Here is an 18,164-nt window from a genome sequence, read left to right as displayed (position 1 = left end):
CCCACCTCCGGGCGACGGCTCCTCGCCGGGAGGTGCCCCGCACGCCGATCTCCGTCGGGGCCGGGGCCGGGGGCGGAGTTCGACTCATGGGGCCGGGGGGCGCATACTGATACCAGTGAAGCCCAGAAAAGCCGCGGCCCGGCGTCCCTTGCCCGGAAGTCCCTTCAACGTCCCTGCGGTCCCTCCGCCGCCGGTCGAGCAGTTCGTGCTGCAGGACCGGGTCAGCCACGACAAGTACGGTCTCGGCCTGGTCATCGGGGTCGAGGAGGATGTCGCCGTGCTCGTCGACTTCGGCGCGGAGACGCATCGCATCATCGCCCCCTACAACAAGCTGTTCCGGCTCTGAGACCTCGGGTCCCACCCGTGGTCGGCAGGCGCTGAGCGACGGCGCGGCCAGGCGATCCCCGGTCGGCGCCTCGTGAGTCGTTCGCCCGCGCGGAGCCACGCGACCCGGCTCGGCAACGGCCCCTCACGATGGCCGTGGCCCGGCCTGGAGGTCAGGCGAGGGCTCGCACAATGGTCGCGAAGAGGCCCGGCATGCTCTGCGCGGCGGGCACCACCAGGCGGGCCGTGCCCGGGCGGTGGGCGGCCCGCACCAGCGCGCCGGTCAGCACCCGATGCGCCCGTGACAGCCTGCGCCAGGCTCCCTCGTAGTCCTGCGGACGGTCCCGGCGAAGGCAGTCCACCAGGGCCTGGGCGCACTGCACCGCCAGCGAGATCCCCTCGCCGGTGAGCGCGTCGGTGTAGCCGGCGGCGTCGCCGACCAGCAGGACGCGTCCGGCGACCCGGGCCCGCACGCGCTGGCGCAGCGGTCCGGCGCCGCGCACCGCCGTCGCGGGCGCGGAGCCGAGGCGGGCGAGCAGGCCGGGGAAACCGCCGAGGTGTTCCCGGTAGTCGCAGCGCCGCGAGCTGAGGATCGCCACCCCGACGAGTTCGTCGCCCACCGGCGTCACGTACGCCTCGCCGCGGCCCGACCAGTGCACCTCGACGAAGTCGGTCCACGGGGCCAGCCGATAGTGCCTGCGCAGGCCGTACCTGCGCGGGCCGTGATCGGGCAGGCCGAGGCCCAGCGAGCGGCGCAGCGGCGAGTGCAGGCCGTCGGCCGCGACGAGCCAGCGGGCCCGCAGCCCCGCGGCCTCCACCCCGGCATGGTCCTGGCGGGCGCCGGTGATCCGGCCGGTGACGGTCTCGACGCCCAGCTCGGCCGCCCGCAGGGAGAGCGCGGCGTGCAGCGCGGTGCGCCGCACGCCCATGCCCGTCTCGTGCCGGAAGGCGGCCCGCGCCTGGTGCCGGCCGTCGAGGTAGTGGATGCCGCGCAGGGGCATGCCGGGCACGTCTACGCCCATCGCCGAGAGGACGGCGACCCCGCCGGGCATCAGGCCCTCGCCGCAGGCCTTGTCCACCGGCGCGGGGCGCGGCTCGACGACCACCGCCCGCATGCCGGCCAGCGCGGCGTGGATGGCGGTCGCCAGCCCGGCCGGCCCGCCCCCGGCGACCAGGATGTCGATCATGGGACGGCCTGCCCCGGGGCGAGGGCCACGTTCTCGCACCTGATCCGGACGACCATCAGCGCCGCGTTGAGCACGGTGAACGCGACGGCGGTGATCCAGGCGGTGTGCACCAGGGGCAGCGCGAACCCCTCCACGACCACCGCGACGTAGTTGGGATGGCGCAGCCACCCGTAGCGGTAGGGGCCGCCGGTGACCAGGGGCAGCCCGGGCACCACGATGACCTGGGTGTTCCAGCGGTGGCCGAGCGTGGTGATACACCACCAGCGCAACGCCTGGGCGGCGATGACCAGGGCCAGCATCGGCCAGCCGAGCGCCGGCAGGAACGGGCGGTCGGCGAGCGCGACCTCCAGCGGGGCTCCGGCCAGCAGGCCCGTGTGCAGGGCCACCATCCACGGGTAGTGGCCCTGGCCGGTGACGACGCCGCCGCGCCGCAGGCTCCATCGGGCGTTGCGCCGGGCGATGACCAGTTCGGCGAGCCGTTCCAGCCCGACCAGCAGGATGAGGACCAGATACCAGGACAAGGCGGTCACCACCGCAGCAGGACGAGTTCGGAGCAGAAGCCCGGGCCCATCGCGATGAGCAGGCCGTACGTGCTGGGTTCGGGCGGCCGGAGCGCGAGCGTGTCGCCCAGCACATGGAGCACCGACGACGACGACAGGTTGCCGTTGGCGGCCAGCGAGCGCCAGGTCAGGTCGAGCGCCCCTGCAGGCAGCGCGAGGGTTTCGGCCACGGCCTCCAGCACCCTCGGGCCGCCCGGATGGCACACCCAGGCCGTGATGTCGCGCGTGGTCAGGCCGTGGTCGGCGAGGAAGCCGTGCACGTCGCCGGCCAGGTGGCGCCGGACGACGTCGGGCACGCTGGCGTCCAGCAGCACGCCGAAGCCGGTGTCGCGTACCTGCCACCCCATGACGTGCCCGGAGTCTGGATACAGGTGACTACGCGTGGCCACCACGGTGCCGCCCTGCCCCACCGCCGGCCGGCGGGCGTCGCCGCAGGCGACCACGGCGGCCGCCCCGTCGCCGAAGAGCGCGCTGGCCACCAGGTTGGCCGGTGAGACGTCGCCGCGCTGCACGGTGAGGGAGCACAGCTCGACCGACAGCAGCACGGCCACGTGCTCGGGCCAGCCGCGCAGGTAGTCGTGGAGCCGGGCGATCCCCGCGGCCCCCGCGACGCACCCCAGCCCGAAGACGGGCAACCGCTTGACGTCGGGACGCAGCCCCAGCCGCCCGACCAGCCTGGCGTCCACCGAAGGGGCCGCGATGCCGGTGACCGAGGTGAACATGATCATGTCCACATCGGCCGGCGCCAGCCCGGTGGCCTCCAGCGCGGCGCCCACGCACTCGGCGCCGAGGTCGACCGCGGCGGAGATGAAGGCGTCGTTGGCCGCGCCGAAGCCGTCGAGCTTGTCGTACTGCTCGATCGGCAGGGCGAGGTTGCGGAACTCCACCCGCGCGCTCAGGTGCAGGCGGTCGAGGAGCCGGCGGTCGGCGCCTTCCGGCAGGCACATCCGCGCCGCCATGTCGGTGAGCTCGGCCTGTGGGTAACGGTTCGGGGGGAAAGCAGTACGAACGGCTGCAATGCGTGACATCTAGCCTCTCCCGGCACGTGGAGCCGAACACTTCCGACCCCCGGGACGCTTCCCGCCCCAGCAGCGGCTAAGCCACCGGCGGACGGGAATGCGGTCCGGGATCTACGATCGTTGCTGTGGCGGACAGGGCGGCGGGCCTGCGGCGGGCGATCGGCGGGCTCGTGCGCGCCTGCCACCCCGGCCCCACCCTCGCGGTCACCGCCATGGTCACGGCGCTGGCGATCGCCAGCGGGCGTGACGGCGGCGGGGTCGCACTGGTCGCCGCCGCGGTCCTCACCGGCCAGTTGTCGGTCGGCTGGTGCAACGACGCGGTCGACGCGGGCCTCGACACGATGGCCGCGCGGACCGGCAAACCGGTCGTGGACGGCGCGGTGAGCGTGCGGGCCCTCAGGATCGCCGCGATCGCCGCCCTGATCGCCTGCGTGCCGCTCTCCCTGGCGTCGGGGGTGCCGGCGGGAGCCGTCCACCTCGCCGGTGTGGGCGCGGCCTGGGGCTACGACCTCTGGCTCAAGGCCACCCCCCTGTCGTGGTTGCCGTACGCGGTGGGGTTCGGGTCACTCCCCGCCTTCGTGACGCTGGGCCTGCCGGGCGAGCCGTGGCCGGCGTGGTGGGCGGTCCTGGCCGCGGCCCTGCTCGGGTGCGGCGCCCACCTGGCCAACACGTTGCCGGACATTCCGTCCGACCTGGCCGCCGGTGTGCGCGGCTGGCCTCAGCGGCTCGGGCCGGTCCGCGCGCGGCTGCTGGCTCCGCTGCCGCTGCTGGCCGCCTCCTGCCTGCTCGTCCTCGCTCCGCCCGGCGGGCCCGGCCCGGCCGGCTGGCTCGCGCTGGCCGCCGCCGCTGCCCTCGCCGGCATCGGCCTGCTCCTGCACCGCCGCTTCCCGCGAGCGCCGTTCGCCGCGGCGATCGCGGTGGCCGCGGTGGACGTCGCCCTCCTCGTGGGCAACGGCTCCGCGCTCACCGCCTGACCGCGCCACCCGCACCACCCGACGGGAACGCGCTCACCACCAGACGGCCGCCGCTCTCACCGCCTGAGGAGTGGTCGCCGGGCGTTCAGGCGAAGGCGTCGCGGAGCCAGCGGCGGCCCACGGCGAGGGCCATCGGGAGTGGCACGATGCCCGCCCCGAGCCCCACTTCGACGAGTACGTCGAACATCCCCTCGCGGTGCGCGGCGGTGCCGATGGCGGCGTCGATGAAGCCGGGTGACTGGGCGAGGCGGGCGAGCACGTCGGTGGTGCGCAGGTGGCGGCCGAGGGCGGCCCGGAGCTTGCGCAGGTAGACGGGCAGCGGGTCGCCGGCCGCCTGGACGGCCGCCTCGCCGGCCAGCCGCCCGGACAGCAGGGCGTAGTAGATGCCCTCTCCGGTGAGCGGGTTGATGAGGCTCGCGGCGTCGCCGGCCAGCATCACCCGGCCGGCGCCCGCCCTCGGGCGTCCGGACGACAGCGGCAGGTGGTGGGCGCGCAGGTCTCGGGCCGGCTGGTCGGGCAGCAACCGGGCGAGCCGCCCGTGCAGCAGTTGCCGGCCCGGCAGTCCCGTGGCGTGCAGCCTGGGCAGCAGCATCCCGAAGCCGACGTTGGCGGTGCCGTCGCCGATGGGGAACGACCAGGCGTAGGCGGGCCAGCCCTCCTTCTGCATGGCGATCAGCTGCACGTCGTCGGAGACGGTGACGTCGGAATAGCCGCGGACGGCGATGGCGGTGTGCCGGTCGGGGGAGGCCGGGATGCCGATGAGGCGTCTCATGGCCGAGTTGGCCCCGTCGGCGGCCACCACGGCACGGGCTCTCAGGCTGCCGTCGAGCACGACGTGCGGCCCGCTCCGCGCGAGCGCGCGGACGCGGTGGCGGCGCACCTCGACGCCCCGGGCTCGGGCGGCCTCGACCAGGCGGGCGTCGAACACCATGCGCGGGACCACGTGGTTGGGCCGCGCCGCGCCGGCCGAGACCCGCGCGCCGCCGGGGGCGACGACCGACAGGCGGGAGATGGGCCGGTAGTCGTCGAGGAGACCGGGCAGGCCGAGCAGGGTCAGCTCGTCACGCCCGTGGGCCGCGATGCCGTCGCCGCAGGCCTTGTCGCGGGGGAAGTCCGCCTTGTCGAGGAGGAGTATCCGCGCCTCCGGCCGTAGTTGGGCGGCGCGCAGGGCCGCCGCCGCTCCCGCCGGCCCGCCACCGACGACCACCAGGTCCCAGACGTCGTTCACATCCGGACTGTGCCCGGCAGGCGGCGGCGGAACCGTGACCGGCCGCCCGGTGGTGCGGTGTAGTGTCCGGACATGGCCGGCACACCAGGAGGTGCGCGATGAGCCGCTCGATGAGCCGTACGAGAGACACCGGACTCTTCCGGAATCCCGCTTCGTGAAGGTGGCGCTGCTGGGGCCGGTCGCCTGGCGGACCCCTCCACGCCACTACGGCCCCTGGGAGCAGGTCACGAGCCTGCTGGCCGAGGGGCTGGTCGCACGGGGGATCGACGTGACGCTGTTCGCCACCCTCGACTCGATCACGTCCGGATCGCTCGACGGAGTGTGCCCTCGCGGTTACGCCGATGACCCGTCCCTCGATGGCCGGGTGTGGGAGGCGATCCATGTCGCCCACGCGCTGAGCCGGTCGGGTGAGTTCGATCTCGTCCACAGCCATCTCGACTGGCTGCCCCTGGCCTTCGCCGACCACTGCCGCGCCCCGCTGCTGACCACGGTTCACGGGTTCTCCGGAGCGGGGATCCTTCCGGCCTACGCGCGTGCCGGGTCCGCCTACGTGTCCATCTCCGACGCCGACCGCGCCCCGGAGCTCGACTACGTAGCCACGGTGCACCACGGCATCGAGCTGAAGTCCCTGCCCTTCGATCCCGGCGGCGGGCAACGGCTCGTGGTCTTCGGCCGGATCCATCCCGACAAGGGAACCCACGCCGCGATCGAGATCGCGCGACGGGCCGGGCTGCCGCTGACGATCTGCGGGATCGTCCAGGATGAGCGCTACTTCGATGAGCAGGTCGCGCCGCACGTCGACGGCGGGCAGGTCGTGTTCCTCGGTTCGGTGGGGCCGCAGCGGCGTGGCGAGATCCTCGGCGGCGCCCTCGCCCTGCTGCATCCCATCGCGTTCGACGAGCCGTTCGGCCTGTCGGTGGTGGAGTCGATGGCCTGCGGCACGCCCGTCATCGCCTACCGGCGCGGTTCCATGGCCGAGGTCGTGGATCCCGGCGTGACGGGTTTCCTGGTGGACTCCATCGACGAAGCGGTCTCCGCGGTGGCGCGCGTCGCGACGATCGATCGGGCAGGCTGCCGGGCCCGGGCCGAGCGGCGGTTCAGCGCCGACCGGATGGTGACCGACTATCTCCGGATCTACCACGCCATATTGGCGAAACAGGAGCCTGATACTGTTCAGATGATATAGACCCTGCCGTTGGCTACGGGTCGCTACGCCGGGCCCGCACGAGGGCGGCTCCCGGTGCCAGGCTCAGGTCCATCCGCGCACACGCTGACTGATGGACGTCTTCACCGCGTGAGGCCCGCATCGTTTCCGATGCGGCCGAATACCGGAAGGCATGACTGTTGGCCTGCACATACGGCTTTCTCAGCACCCACCCGCCGACCCAATGCGGACTCGCGACCTTCAACTCCGCCCTCGCCGCCCACCTCACCAGGGGAGGCATGTCCGGCGGCATCGTCCGGGTCACCGCGGAAGGCGACGACGTACGTCCCCTTCCCGAGGTCGTGTACACCTGGGCTCCCGGCAGGCCCGGCGGCTGGAAGGCCGCCGCCTCCGCCCTCGGCGACTTCGACGTGGCCATCGTCCAGCACGAGTACGGCATCTACCCCGGCGCGGACGGCCGTGACGTCCTGCCGCTGTTACGCAGCCTCGCCGTGCCCCGCATCGTGGTCCTGCACACCGTCCTGACCGAGCCCACCGCGGCGCAGAGGGCGCTGCTCGAACAGATCGCGGACGCCGCCGACGCGATCGTGACCATGACCGGAACCGCCCGCGACCGGCTGCTGGCCGGCTATCACGTCGACGCCGGCAAGGTGTCCGTCATCCCGCACGGCGCGCCCGACCATACGCGAGTCCGGGCGCGGCGGCGCCTCCGGCCGCACCTGCTCACCTGGGGACTGCTCGGCCCCGGCAAGGGCATCGAGTGGGCGTTGCGGGCGCTCGCCCTCCTGACGGACCTCACGCCGCCCCCTACCTACACCGTCGCCGGGAAGACCCACCCCAAGGTGCTGGAACTCCAGGGGGAGGCCTACCGCGACGGCCTGTTCGAGATCAGTGAACGACTCGGCGTGTCCAGCGCCGTGCGATTCGACCCCCTCTACCGGGACGAGGTCTCACTGCGGCGGCTGGTCCGCTCGGCCGACATCGTCGTACTCCCCTACGACTCCCCTGAGCAGGTCACCTCCGGCGTGCTGATCGAGGCCGTGGCCGCCGGCGTGCCGGTCGTCGCCACCTCGTTCCCGCACGCCGTGGAACTGCTCTCCGGCGGGCCCGGGCTGCTCGTCCCGCATGGCGATCCCGTCGCGCTGGCCGCCGCCATCCGCCGCGTCATCACCGAGCCCGGCCTGGCCGGGGAACTCGCCGCCCGGACCCGCGCGCTGGTCCCGGCGCTGTTATGGCCCGCGGTCGCGGCCCGTTATGACGCCCTGGCCCGGTCCCTCCTCACCGAACGCCCGGTCGCCGTGGCAGCGGCGCTGCCATGAACGGCGCTCTACCCGGCTTCGGGCACCTGATCCGGCTGAGCGACGACACCGGCCTGTACGAACACGCCCGGCACGCCGTCGTACGCCGCAGGCACGGTTACTGCACCGACGACGTCGCGCGCGGGCTCGTCATCACCAGCCGGGAGCCGGCCCCGGCCCCCCGAGTGCAACGGCTGGGCGAGTGCTATCTGGCATTCCTCACACACGCCCAGGACAGGTCCGGCGGATTCCGCAACCGGCTCGGCTTCGATCGGCGCTGGACCGACCGGCCCGGCGTCGGCGATTGGTGGGGACGGGCGCTGTGGGGGCTGGGCACCGCGGCGGCCCGCGACTCCGCCCCCTGGATCCGGGCGGAGGCGCGGCTCGCCTTCGCCCTCGGCGCCGCCCAGCGGTCACCGCATCCGCGTTCCATGGCGTTCGCGGGACTCGGCGCCGCGGAGGTTCTGCGCGCCCATCCGGACGACAGCACGGCCGCCGCCCTGCTGAAGGACGCCGCCCGGGTGATCGGCGTTCCCTCGGAGGACCCCGACTGGCCATGGCCGCAGCCGTACCTGACCTATGCCAACGCCGTCCTGGCCGAGGTGCTCATCGCCGCCGGGCACCTGGGCGACGACCGGCAGTCGCTCACCAGCGGCCTGCGGATGCTCGCCTGGCTGTGCGATGTCCAGACGGGGGACGGCCGGCTCTCGGTCGTGCCCGTCGCCGGCTGGCAGCGGGGCGCGCCGCGCGCCCGCTACGACCAGCAGCCGATCGAGGTCGCCGCGCTCGCCGATGCCTGCGCCACCGCCGCGGCCGTCACCGGCGACGCTCTCTGGCAGGAGCGTGTGCGGCGGTCGGTGGCCTGGTTTCAGGGCGCGAACGACGCCGGCGCGTTGATGTGGGATACGGCGACGGGAGGCGGGTACGACGGGCTGACAGCGCATGGCCCCAACCTCAACCAGGGAGCGGAGTCGACCATCTCACTGATCTCCACCATGCAGCACGTCTCGTGGCAGTCGTGACCGGCCGGGACCTGGCGACACGGCTCGGCCCGACACTCGCTCCCGACGCGCGAAGAGTGATCATCAAGCTGTTCGTGCCCGGTGAGGACGCCGCTCTGACCCGTACGCGGGCGGCCGCCCTGATCGACCGCATCGGCCTCCTCGGCCCTGACGAGACCACCGGGATGCTCCAGGACACGCTGCGGCGATTCGCCGGGAGGCACCACGATCTCGAAGCCACCTTCGCCCACCACTATGACCTGGTCCGGCACCGGGTCCGGCGCCACGTCGACCTCCCGGCTCCGGCTCGGCTGCTCGTCGGCGCCTACTTCAGTCACGAGTACGCCGTGGAGGGCGCCGCGCTGTGCAATCCCTCCATGGTCCCTCACCCCGACCAGTCCGGCCTGGACCCCGGACAGCTCCGGGTGGCGATCAGCCTCCGGCAGATCGGCGAAGGCCACCTGTCCTCCATCGGCTTCGCCACGGCGCTGCTCGGGCCCGGCTCCGACCTCACCGTCGCCGACCGCTCGGGACCTCTGACCGTCGGACACCGGCTCGGCACCCACCACCGGCGCGACCTGTTCGCCGCCGGGCTCACCGACGAGGGCTGCGACAACGAGGTCTCCGCCACGGTGCTCGAATCGCTGCCCGAGCACTTCGACGACGACGACTTCGAACGCGCGCTCGCCCGTCTTCCCGCCGACCTGCTCACCCGCACCACCACGCACCGGACCCTCGAGAAACTGCGCCGCGCGACGCGCTCCGACTACGCCGTCACCTTCCCCGCCGACGTGCCCCTCCACCGGCGGGTTCTCTGGCCGGCCACGGCAGCCGAGAGCAACGGCATGGAGGACGCCCGGTTCGTATGGGGGCACAACGAAGACGGCCTGCCGTCGTACCGCGCCACCTACACCGCCTACGACGGGCGGCACATCCGCTCACACCTGCTCGCCAGCGACGACCTCCGCCGGTTCGAGATCACACCGCTGCACGGTCCCGCCGCCGCCAACAAGGGGATGGCGCTGTTCCCGCGTCCTGTGGGCAAGCGAGCTCTCGCGTTGTGCCGCTCCGACGGCGAGACCATCGGCCTGGCCGCCCTCGACGGGCACAGCAGGTGGCAACCGGTCGCGCCTCTCCGCATCCCCCGCCGAAGCTGGGAACTGACACAGGTCGGCAACTGCGGGTCCCCGATCGAGACCCGGTCCGGCTGGCTCGTGCTGACCCATGGTGTGGGTCCCATGCGCACGTACGCCATCGGTGCGCTGCTTCTCGACCTGCACCAGCCGCACCGCGTCATCGCCGAGCTCCCCCACCCGCTTCTCACCTTCGACGACACCGAACGCGAGGGTTACGTGCCCAACGTCGTCTACTCCTGCGGGGGCCTGCCGCACGCCGGCGCTCTGTGGCTGCCGTACGGGGCGAGCGACACCCGCGTCGGGTTCGCTCGCGTGCCACTCGGCACCCTCATCGAGGCGATGGAACGTCCGTGGGAAGGTCGATGACCCGGCCTTCGAAAAGCCCTGCCGGTCCAGCCTGGCGCTCCAGCTAACGGCGGTCAGCCGCTCCGAGGGGTAGACTCAAGGCACCGAGGACATTCCGTACGTTGGCATTCAGTTGGCGTCGCCCGCGGCGATACACCGCTTTGGACCCTTTCGAGGGTCTGGACAGGCCAGGCGATCATGACGCCGACGATTCTTTCGCATCTCAAGACGATGAGCGCCGTTGCCACCTCGATTCCCACGATCGACTCCATGGTCCGAGTCAGCCTCGACCCCGTCCTCCGACGGAGGAGCATGGTGGACGGGGCCTGGTGGCCCTACTCTCGTGACGCCGCCGCCGAACTTCCCGGCCTGATCTCCGCTGTCGACCAGCGACTCGGCCGCACCACGCTGCGCGTCGGCCTGCACCTCGACTCGTGGGACCACATCCCTCGCCGTGTCCCGGCACGAGGTCGCCGGGTAAGGGTCGGCTGGTTCCGCGTCGGCGATCCCCGCCTGGTCACCCTGATCCTCGCGGGCGCCGAGCCCATCACGCTGCTGGTCATCCCACCGGGCGCGCCGAACGGTTCCGCCGCGCTCGAACTCGCGGCCGGCGGCACGCCCGGCCTCCATCCGGCCGACATCCTCGACACCGCCCACCGTCCCGTGATGGCGGGCGCCGACACGCCGGACGAGAACGATCCGTCCGGCTGGGAGAACGAGGGCGGACACCTCGCGGGCCGTCCGGCCCCTCTCCGGACCTCGAAAACCTGACCACACACCGCCCGGCAGGCTGCCCATCCGCCGCCGACGCCCGGCGACCGGCCTCCGTGGCCGGCTCCGGGCACCTGGCCACCTCTCTTCTTCTCTCCGAACGGACACCATATGACCATCCTCGAAACCGCACCCGCCGGCAGAGCCGGCCCCTCGGGCCCGACCATCATCCGCCTGTCCGGCGAGATCGACCTCCTCACCGGCAAGGCGCTTCGCAGGCAGTTGCTGGACGCGCTCCGCTCCTGCGCGAACGTGCTGATCCTCGACCTGTCCGGGGTGTCCTTCTGCGACGCCTCCGGCCTGACCGTCCTGGTCGGCATCCAGCACCGCGCCAGGTCCATGGGAATCGTCCTCGCCCTGGCCGAGCCCCGCCCGTACATGTCCAGGCTGCTCCACATCACCGGCCTGAACCGCAGCTTCGCGATGGCGACCTGACCCGTCGGCGACCTGTGCCGCTTATGAGCGGATACGGCCGACGGCGATAATGCGGTCCTGAGGGGTGTCCGGAACGTCCCGGTGGCTCCGACGTCTCCCGTGACAGGTACCGCAGGGGTGCCGGTGGAGAGGAGAGACCGTGAAGTACATGATCTTGACCTACGGGTCGCAGCAGGACTATGACGGCATGGCCGGGAAGTCGACCGACCTGCCGGCCTGGACCGAGGAGGAGTTCGCGGCGATGGGCGCCTTCATGGAGGCGTTCAACAAGGAGCTCGAGGAGTCCGGCGAGCTGGTCGAGACGCGCGGGCTGGCCGCGCCGGTCCACACCCGGCGGCTGGGGTCGCAGGACGGCGCTCCGGTCGTGACCGACGGACCCTACGCCGAGACCCAGGAGGTCCTGGCCGGCTACTGGATCGTGGAGTGCGAGAGCTTCGACCGGGCGACCGAGATCGCCGCCCGGTTCGCCGAGTGCCCGGCTCCGGCCCACGCCCGCGCCACCGCCTACGCGGACGTGCGGCCGATCGTCGAGTCCAGGACCGACCTGGAGCTGTGATCGCTCCGGACCTCGAGGACCTGCTGCGCGACCAGGCGCCGCAGGTCCTCGGCGCGCTGGTGCGGCGTTACGGGCACTTCGACACCTCCGAGGACGCGGTGCAGGAGGCGCTGGTCGCGGCGAGCGTCCAGTGGCCGAAGGACGGCATCCCGGACAATCCGCGCGCATGGTTGATCACGGTCGCGTCGCGCAGGCTGACCGACCTGCTCCGCGCCGAGCAGGCCCGGCTCCGCCGCGAGGACACCGTCGCCCGATGGACGCTGCCCGGCGAGCGGCTGGCCCCCGCCGCCGACGGACCGGCGCCCGAGTCCGACGACACGCTCATCCTGCTGTTCATGTGCTGCCATCCGGCACTGTCACCGGCCTCGCAGATCGCGCTCACCCTGCGCGCGGTCGGCGGCCTGACCACCTCGGAGATCGCCCGGGCGTTCCTGGTGCCGGAGCCGACGATGGCACGGCGCGTCAGCCGGGCCAAGAAACGCGTCAAGGACAGCGGCATCCCGTTCCGCCTGCCCTCGGGCCCCGAACGCGCCGGGCGGCTCGGCGCGGTGCTGCACGTGCTCTACCTGATCTTCAACGAGGGCTACGCCAGCACGTCGGGCCCGAGCCTGCACCGGACCGAGCTGTCGGCCGAGGCGATCCGGCTGACCCGCGTCGTGCACCGGCTGCTGCCCGGCGACCCCGAGGTCGCGGGGCTGCTCGCGCTCATGCTGCTCACCGACGCCCGGCGGCCGGCGCGCACGGGGCCGGACGGCGAGCTGGTCCCGATGGCGGAGCAGGATCGCCGCCTCTGGAACGCCGACCACATCGCCGAGGGCGTGGCGCTCGTCACGGACGCGCTCCCCCGCGGTACTCCCGGCCCGTACCGGCTCCAGGCGGCGATCGCCGCGGTGCACGACGAGGCGCCGAGCGCCGAGGCGACTGACTGGCCGCAGATCATGGCGCTGTACGAGGTGTTGATGCGGATCGCCGGCAACCCCGTCGTCGCGCTGAACCACACCGTCGCGGTGGCCATGGTCCGCGGTCCCCGGGCCGGGCTCGACCGGCTGGCGGAGCTGGAGGCCGACGAGCGGATCGCCGAGGATCATCGGCTCCACGCGGTGCGCGCGCACCTGCTGGAGATGGCCGGGGATCACGCGAAGGCCCGCGAGTCCTACGAGGCGGCGGCAGGGCGCACGACCAACGTCCGGCAGCAGCGCTACCTCCGCGCCCGAGCCGCCCATCTCGCTCCAGATGCCGGCCCCTAGGGTGGAGATCTCCGGCTCCTCCTCTGGGAAGGCTCCTCATGCACATCGTCACGGCCGACCTGTACGACGAGCGCGGCGACGAGCTCGGCTCCTGCGACCTGCAACTGCGCCAGTACGGCGGGCGCCGCGCCTTCCACGGGACGATCACGACCGTGCGCTGCCATGAGGACAACGCCCTGCTCAAGGCCGTGCTGTCCGAGCCCGGCCGGGGCCGGGTCCTGGTCGTGGACGGCGGCGGCTCCCTGCGCGGCGCGCTGATCGGCGACGTCATCGCGGGCCTCGCGGTGACCGGCGGGTGGGCGGGGGTGGTCGTCAACGGCGCGGTCCGCGACGTCGCCGCCCTGCGGGAGCTGGACCTCGGCGTCAAGGCCCTCGGCTCCAACCCCCGCAAGGGCGGCAAGGAAGGCACCGGGGAGCGCGATGTCCCGGTGACCTTCGGCGGCGTCACGTTCAGCCCGGGCGCCGAGCTCTACAGCGACGACGACGGCATCCTCGTGACCCGCGAGTGACCCGCGAGAAGGCCGTGACCTGGGCGTGAGCGGGCCGGGTTGGCACCGCGGCTAACCGGCGGCGTCGACGAGGCCCTGGACGTCGATCTTCCGCATGCCGAGCATGGCCTGCATGGCCCGCTGCGCCTTGGCCGGGTCGGGGTTGCCCAGCAGCTCCTGGAGCCGGCGCGGGATGATCTGCCAGGACAGCCCGAACCTGTCCTTCAGCCAGCCGCACTGCCCCTCCTCGCCGCCGCCCTCGGTGAGCCTGGCCCACAGCTCGTCGACCTCCTCCTGCGAGGTGCAGTCGACGTAGAGCGAGACGGCCTCGGTGAAGGTGAACTGCGGGCCGCCGTTCAGCGCGATGAACCGCTGCCCCTCGAGCTCGAACGTCACGATCATGGCCGAGCCCTCCGGGCCCGGACCGCCCTGGCCGTAGCGCTGGACCTCGACGATCCGTGAGTTCTTGAAGATCGAGATGTAGAGGTTGGCCGCCTCTTCGGCCTGGTTGTCGAACCACAGATATGTGGTGATCTTCTGCATGATGATCCTCCGTGTTGGTGGAACAGCGGGTGTGAGCCCGTCCTTCATCAACGCGTCGAACACTCTCCGGCCGGATCGACACGGCGTATCGGATTTTTCTCAGCAGATTCTGGAAGCGGAGGCGGACGGGAATCGAACCCGCCGCGCCGAGCTGCTCGGCGCCACCGGTTTTGAAGACCGGGGGGGCCACCAGGCACCCGGACGCCTCCACGACCCAGCCTAGCGATCAAGGCTTGGCCACCGCGAATCCACGATCCCGCAGGCGCGGCGGGCCGGTCCCGGCCCCCTCTCCGGCTGCTTCGCGCTCACCCTCTGAGGAGGGTGTGGCGGCACGCGCCGGTCAGCGGGTCAAAAAGTCGCGGACCTCCGCCTCGTACGCCCGCGCCGCGAGTTCGCGCTCGCCGCCGCCCCAGCTCCGGCGGGCCAGCGCGACCATCCCGGACGGCTTGCCGAGCAGGCCGGTGGCCAGGCGGGTGGAGACCTCGGCCAGGTCGGCCGGCGGGACGACGACGGCCGCGCCGAGCCGGTCGAGCACCGGGGCGGCCACGCGTTCGGACGTCAGCAGGGCCCGCCTGGCCAGCGGGGGCGGCAGCAGCCGGCTCAGGACGGCGTAGCCGACCGTGACCCCGACGTCGAGTTCGGGCACCCGCAGCCAGGCGTCCTCGGCGAAGACCGCGATGTCGGCCGCGGCGGCGAGCAGCGCGCCGGCCCCGATCGCGGGCCCCTGGACGGCCACGACGACGGGCGCCGGGCAGCGCAGCACGGCGGCCAGCGCGCCGGCCCCCTCGGTGAGGCTCTCGCCGAGGCGGCCGGCCGCCGTGGCCCGTTCGTGCTCGTCGAGGTCCTGACCGGCGCAGAAGGCGCGGCCGGCGGCGTCGACCAGCAGGCACTCCTCCGGTCGCGCCGCCGCGCAGATCTCGCCCAGCCGCCGGTAGGTCGCGCAGTCGAGGGCGTTGACCGGTGGCCGGTCGAGGGTCGCTCTGATCAGCGCGCCCTCGCGCCGGACCCGCATCCCCCCGGCCATCAGTAGGACCGGGGCAGGGCCAGTCGCTTGTGCGCGATGTGGTTGAGCAGCATCTCGGTGCTCACCGGCGCGATGCGGAACAACCGGACCAGCCCGGACAGGGTGGCGAGGCCGTACTCGCGGGACATGCCGTTGCCGCCGAGGGTCTGCATGGCGCTGTCGAGCGCCATGGAGGCCGCCTCGGACGCGGACAGCTTCGCCATCGCGGCCTGGATGCCCCCTGGCTCGCCCCGGTCGAACGCCTGGGCGGCCGACGCCGTCAGCAGCCGGGCGCCGGCCAGGGCGGTCTCGGCCTTGGCCAGCGGGTGGGAGATGGCCTGATGGGCGCCGATGGGCACGTTCCAGACCGTGCGCTTGCGCGCGTAGTCGGCCGCGATGTCGATGGCGTACCTGGCGATGCCGTTCAGCAGGGCGGCGCTCACGATCCGCTCGGGGTTGAGCCCGGCGTACAGGACGGCCAGGCCGGCGTCGGGGCCGACCACGGCGCCCGCGCCCACCCGGACGTCGTCGAAGTAGACGGAGTACTGGCGTTCCGGGGAGACGATCTCGACCTCGATGGGGCTGGTCGTGATCCCCGGCGCGTCCGTCGGCACGAGGAAGGCCTTCAGCTCGGCGTCCTCGGCTCGCGCGACGACGAGGAGGGCGTCGGCGTTGTCCACGTGGGACACGTAGTACTTCTGGCCGGACAGCACCCACTCGTCGCCCTCGCGGCGGGCCTTGGTCCTGATGTTGTGGGTGTTGGACCCGGCGTCGGGCTCGGTGATGGCGAAGCCGAGCACCTTGGACCCGTCGGCCAGCCCGGGCAGCCATTCGGCGCGCTGCTCGTCGGAGCCGAACCTGCCGACGATGGTCGCGCACACGGCCGGGGAGAGGGCGAGCAGCATGATGGGCGAGCCGGCCTCGGCCACCGCCTCGGCCACGACGGCGAGCGCCTCGATGCCGGCGCCGCCTCCCCCGTGCTCCTCGGGGATGCCCACGCCGAGCGCGCCGATCCGGCCGAGGGACTGCCAGAGCTCCCGGGCGTTGTCACCGGCCTCGCTGGACCGGACGTAGTAGTCGTGTCCGTAGTCGCGGCAGCTCCGCAGGACACTCTCCCGTAGGTCGGCGAGCTCCTCGCCGTGGGTGTCGGGTGTGCGAAGCACGTTACGTCCCTCCTGGTGGGCGGTAGGCGCGAGGGGAGTCGTCTCCCTCGCGAACGGCGGCCGTGATCCGGGAGTGCGCGCACGGCACCTCACCCGTAAAAGCCTGACGTATTGCATCGTACTGGACGGGCGACAGTCGGTCGAGAGGCGTCCTACGCAGCTCGAAGCGCCCGGAGAGTGGGTCGTGGGAGCCGCCGAAACAGAAATTTAACGAACCGTCACACGCTGCCCAGACCTCCCCCAAACAGGGGTTTCTCCCATCCCCGGAAACCGCTGAGGCCCTGCCCCGCAGGCATGGCGGAGATCGCGCGACCGGAGACCACTTGACGTGAAGGGATCTTCGCGCGTATGTCAGGCCGATAACCGTCACAGCCAGGGGCTTGTCTTCACCGAAACCTATGCTGCAAGATCTGACGTATTCACATCCGGGTTTCGCGGGGCCGCGAGGTCGACGAGTCGACGACCCGGCGTTCATTGAGGAGACAGCATGAGAGCACCTATGCGTGGCCGCTCGGTCCTCGCGGTACTCGCCGTCGTGGCCCTTACGGCATCCGCCTGCGGCACGTCCGAGTCGAATAAGTCTGACGCATCCAGTGACGGTGCGGGCAGCACGTACACCATCGGAGTGCTCAACTCGACGACCGGCGAGCTCGGCGCGGTCGGCCAGCAGGAAGCCAAGGGCATGGACCTCGCCGTCGAGGAGATCAACGCGGCGGGCGGTGTCAACGGCCACCCGCTCAAGCTCGAGACCGTCGACGACCAGGGCTCGGTCAACCTGGCCACCGCCGGTTTCAAGAAGCTCGCCGCCTCCAGCAAGGTCCCCGTCGTGATCGGCCCCGGCATCTCGGCGACCGCCAAGGCGGTGGCCCCCCTCGCCGACCAGTACGACGTCACGCAGATCCTGCTCGTCGCCCAGCCCGCCGTCGCCAACGGCACCAAGAACGTCTTCGAGGTCCCCCTCCCCGGCACGGCCAACGCCGAGGCCGTGGTCAAGTACGCCGCGTCCAAGGGCGTCAAGAACGCCTCCATCATCTGGGCCAACAACCCGTACGGCCAGGCGGGCAACACCGACATCACCGCCGCCGCGAAGAGCGCCGGCATCTCGATCGTCAACTCCGAGGGCTTCGACCCGGCCAAGTTCGACTTCACCGCCCAGGCCGGCAAGGTCGCGAGCGCCAACCCCGAGGCCGTCTTCCTGTGGGGCGCCGGCGGCGCCGCCGACGCCCTGGTGCTCAAGGCCGTCCGCGCCTCCGGCTACAAGGGCAAGGTCATCGGCGACCTGACCTACTCCACCTCCACCATCCCGGAGGCCGCCGGTGAGGCCGCCGACACGGTCGTCTCCCTGACCGCCGTGAACTACGGCGCGCCCGAGGGCGAGACGAAGAGGCTGATCGACGCCTACAAGGCCAAGTACAACAACGAGACGCCCACGGTGCTGAGCGTGTACGCGTACGTCGCGGTCAAGCTGGCCGCCGCCGGCATCGAGAAGGCGGGCAAGTTCGAGGGCCCGGCGATCTCCGCGGCGATCCAGTCGCTCAACTACGAGAGCGTCGTCGGCAAGATGGAGTTCACCGACACCTACCGCGGCGGCCCCACCGCGGACGCGTTCAAGCCCGTCAGTTTCAAGAACGGGGAGTTCGCGGCTCCGGCCGAATGATCCGGTCCAGCAGAGACGCCGGTGACCGGGCCGCACGTGGCCCGGTCACCCTCCGCTTCGCAGG

At 72.4% G+C, this 18,164-nt stretch carries 19 protein-coding genes and 1 tRNA gene; 12 read left to right on the top strand and 8 right to left on the bottom strand.

Going from position 1 to position 18,164, the window contains the following annotated elements; translation table 11 throughout:
- Positions 1–115 precede the first annotated feature (115 nt).
- Positions 116–346 (top strand): hypothetical protein, encoded by a 231-nt coding sequence (locus tag AB0C16_RS30720; protein ID WP_357687906.1) that lies wholly within the window; start codon positions 116–118, stop codon positions 344–346.
- Positions 347–497: 151 nt separating this feature from the next.
- Here the strand turns inward: AB0C16_RS30720 and AB0C16_RS30715 are convergent, their stop codons facing one another.
- Genes AB0C16_RS30715 through AB0C16_RS30705 form a run of 3 tightly spaced genes read right to left on the bottom strand, consistent with a single transcriptional unit; the run spans position 498 to position 3,099 of the window.
- The gene (locus AB0C16_RS30715) at positions 498–1,511 is read right to left on the bottom strand and encodes an NAD(P)/FAD-dependent oxidoreductase (RefSeq protein WP_357687904.1); all 1,014 of its coding nucleotides are present in this window, start codon (positions 1,509–1,511) and stop codon (positions 498–500) included.
- Positions 1,508–2,041, bottom strand: a complete 534-nt coding sequence (locus AB0C16_RS30710; RefSeq protein WP_357687902.1) for an isoprenylcysteine carboxylmethyltransferase family protein — start codon at positions 2,039–2,041, stop codon at positions 1,508–1,510. The genes AB0C16_RS30715 and AB0C16_RS30710 overlap by 4 nt, the downstream gene beginning before the upstream one ends.
- The gene (locus tag AB0C16_RS30705; RefSeq protein WP_357687900.1) at positions 2,038–3,099 is read right to left on the bottom strand and encodes a 3-oxoacyl-[acyl-carrier-protein] synthase III C-terminal domain-containing protein; all 1,062 of its coding nucleotides are present in this window, start codon (positions 3,097–3,099) and stop codon (positions 2,038–2,040) included. Before AB0C16_RS30705 ends, AB0C16_RS30710 begins: the two co-directional genes overlap by 4 nt.
- Positions 3,100–3,215: 116 nt before the next feature.
- On the opposite strand from AB0C16_RS30705, the gene AB0C16_RS30700 reads away from it, so the two are divergent.
- On the top strand, positions 3,216–4,064 hold the full coding sequence (locus AB0C16_RS30700; RefSeq protein WP_357687898.1) for a UbiA family prenyltransferase: 849 nt from the start codon (positions 3,216–3,218) through the stop codon (positions 4,062–4,064).
- 85 nt (positions 4,065–4,149) lie between these two features.
- On the opposite strand, the gene AB0C16_RS30695 is transcribed toward AB0C16_RS30700, so the two are convergent.
- Positions 4,150–5,292: an NAD(P)/FAD-dependent oxidoreductase gene (locus tag AB0C16_RS30695; protein ID WP_357687896.1), complete on the bottom strand. Its 1,143-nt coding sequence runs from the start codon at positions 5,290–5,292 to the stop codon at positions 4,150–4,152.
- Positions 5,293–5,383: 91 nt separating this feature from the next.
- On the opposite strand from AB0C16_RS30695, the gene AB0C16_RS30690 reads away from it, so the two are divergent.
- The 9 genes from AB0C16_RS30690 to rraA all read left to right on the top strand — a co-directional run bounded on the left by AB0C16_RS30690 (position 5,384) and on the right by rraA (position 13,755).
- Positions 5,384–6,478 carry a glycosyltransferase family 4 protein gene (locus tag AB0C16_RS30690; protein ID WP_357687894.1) on the top strand — a complete coding sequence of 365 codons (1,095 nt, stop codon included), beginning with the start codon at positions 5,384–5,386 and terminating at the stop codon, positions 6,476–6,478.
- Positions 6,479–6,735: 257 nt separating this feature from the next.
- Complete coding sequence (locus tag AB0C16_RS30685; protein ID WP_357687891.1) at positions 6,736–7,776, top strand: glycosyltransferase; 1,041 nt, start codon at positions 6,736–6,738, stop codon at positions 7,774–7,776.
- Positions 7,773–8,777 (top strand): glycosyltransferase, encoded by a 1,005-nt coding sequence (locus AB0C16_RS30680; RefSeq protein WP_357687888.1) that lies wholly within the window; start codon positions 7,773–7,775, stop codon positions 8,775–8,777. Before AB0C16_RS30685 ends, AB0C16_RS30680 begins: the two co-directional genes overlap by 4 nt.
- The gene (locus tag AB0C16_RS30675) at positions 8,774–10,258 is read left to right on the top strand and encodes a glycoside hydrolase family 130 protein (protein WP_357687886.1); all 1,485 of its coding nucleotides are present in this window, start codon (positions 8,774–8,776) and stop codon (positions 10,256–10,258) included. Before AB0C16_RS30680 ends, AB0C16_RS30675 begins: the two co-directional genes overlap by 4 nt.
- A 210-nt stretch (positions 10,259–10,468) precedes the next feature.
- The gene (locus AB0C16_RS30670; protein ID WP_357687884.1) at positions 10,469–11,008 is read left to right on the top strand and encodes a DUF5994 family protein; all 540 of its coding nucleotides are present in this window, start codon (positions 10,469–10,471) and stop codon (positions 11,006–11,008) included.
- Between the two features lie 111 nt (positions 11,009–11,119).
- The gene (locus AB0C16_RS30665; protein ID WP_357687881.1) at positions 11,120–11,443 is read left to right on the top strand and encodes an STAS domain-containing protein; all 324 of its coding nucleotides are present in this window, start codon (positions 11,120–11,122) and stop codon (positions 11,441–11,443) included.
- Positions 11,444–11,591: 148 nt separating this feature from the next.
- Positions 11,592–11,999 (top strand): YciI family protein, encoded by a 408-nt coding sequence (locus AB0C16_RS30660; protein ID WP_357687927.1) that lies wholly within the window; start codon positions 11,592–11,594, stop codon positions 11,997–11,999.
- Positions 11,996–13,246, top strand: a complete 1,251-nt coding sequence (locus tag AB0C16_RS30655) for a DUF6596 domain-containing protein (protein ID WP_357687879.1) — start codon at positions 11,996–11,998, stop codon at positions 13,244–13,246. Before AB0C16_RS30660 ends, AB0C16_RS30655 begins: the two co-directional genes overlap by 4 nt.
- A 38-nt stretch (positions 13,247–13,284) precedes the next feature.
- Positions 13,285–13,755, top strand: a complete 471-nt coding sequence (gene rraA, locus AB0C16_RS30650; RefSeq protein ID WP_357687877.1) for a ribonuclease E activity regulator RraA — start codon at positions 13,285–13,287, stop codon at positions 13,753–13,755.
- 51 nt (positions 13,756–13,806) lie between these two features.
- On the opposite strand, the gene AB0C16_RS30645 is transcribed toward rraA, so the two are convergent.
- From AB0C16_RS30645 to AB0C16_RS30630, 4 genes are all read right to left on the bottom strand, one after another.
- A complete protein-coding gene (locus tag AB0C16_RS30645; RefSeq protein ID WP_357687875.1) occupies positions 13,807–14,277 on the bottom strand; it encodes a VOC family protein in 471 nt (156 codons plus the stop codon).
- 110 nt (positions 14,278–14,387) lie between these two features.
- Positions 14,388–14,486, bottom strand: a tRNA-Sec gene (locus AB0C16_RS30640).
- Between the two features lie 131 nt (positions 14,487–14,617).
- On the bottom strand, positions 14,618–15,301 hold the full coding sequence (locus AB0C16_RS30635; RefSeq protein WP_357687873.1) for an enoyl-CoA hydratase-related protein: 684 nt from the start codon (positions 15,299–15,301) through the stop codon (positions 14,618–14,620).
- Positions 15,301–16,443 (bottom strand): acyl-CoA dehydrogenase family protein, encoded by a 1,143-nt coding sequence (locus AB0C16_RS30630; protein WP_357687871.1) that lies wholly within the window; start codon positions 16,441–16,443, stop codon positions 15,301–15,303. The genes AB0C16_RS30635 and AB0C16_RS30630 overlap by 1 nt, the downstream gene beginning before the upstream one ends.
- Positions 16,444–16,930: 487 nt before the next feature.
- Here AB0C16_RS30630 and AB0C16_RS30625 point away from each other — a divergent pair, with 487 nt between their 5' ends.
- Positions 16,931–18,100 carry an ABC transporter substrate-binding protein gene (locus AB0C16_RS30625; RefSeq protein ID WP_357687869.1) on the top strand — a complete coding sequence of 390 codons (1,170 nt, stop codon included), beginning with the start codon at positions 16,931–16,933 and terminating at the stop codon, positions 18,098–18,100.
- Positions 18,101–18,164: the final 64 nt, after the last annotated feature.

The organism is Nonomuraea sp. NPDC048916 (assembly GCF_040649575.1).
Taxonomy (GTDB): domain Bacteria; phylum Actinomycetota; class Actinomycetes; order Streptosporangiales; family Streptosporangiaceae; genus Nonomuraea.
Note: the sequence above shows the minus strand (reverse complement) of the source record. Positions and strands in the feature narration are given on the sequence as shown.

Excerpts from the sequence above, each read along its gene's own strand:
- AB0C16_RS30645 (WP_357687875.1), bottom strand. The coding sequence starts at position 14,277 with ATGCAGAAGATCACCACATATCTGTGGTTCGACAACCAGGCCGAAGAG.
- AB0C16_RS30705 (WP_357687900.1), bottom strand. The coding sequence starts at position 3,099 with ATGTCACGCATTGCAGCCGTTCGTACTGCTTTCCCCCCGAACCGTTAC.
- AB0C16_RS30715 (WP_357687904.1), bottom strand. The coding sequence starts at position 1,511 with ATGATCGACATCCTGGTCGCCGGGGGCGGGCCGGCCGGGCTGGCGACC.
- AB0C16_RS30635 (WP_357687873.1), bottom strand. The coding sequence starts at position 15,301 with ATGGCCGGGGGGATGCGGGTCCGGCGCGAGGGCGCGCTGATCAGAGCG.
- AB0C16_RS30685 (WP_357687891.1), top strand. The coding sequence starts at position 6,736 with ATGTCCGGCGGCATCGTCCGGGTCACCGCGGAAGGCGACGACGTACGT.
- AB0C16_RS30680 (WP_357687888.1), top strand. The coding sequence starts at position 7,773 with ATGAACGGCGCTCTACCCGGCTTCGGGCACCTGATCCGGCTGAGCGAC.
- AB0C16_RS30665 (WP_357687881.1), top strand. The coding sequence starts at position 11,120 with ATGACCATCCTCGAAACCGCACCCGCCGGCAGAGCCGGCCCCTCGGGC.
- AB0C16_RS30670 (WP_357687884.1), top strand. The coding sequence starts at position 10,469 with ATGAGCGCCGTTGCCACCTCGATTCCCACGATCGACTCCATGGTCCGA.
- AB0C16_RS30625 (WP_357687869.1), top strand. The coding sequence starts at position 16,931 with ATGAGAGCACCTATGCGTGGCCGCTCGGTCCTCGCGGTACTCGCCGTC.
- AB0C16_RS30660 (WP_357687927.1), top strand. The coding sequence starts at position 11,592 with ATGATCTTGACCTACGGGTCGCAGCAGGACTATGACGGCATGGCCGGG.
- rraA (WP_357687877.1), top strand. The coding sequence starts at position 13,285 with ATGCACATCGTCACGGCCGACCTGTACGACGAGCGCGGCGACGAGCTC.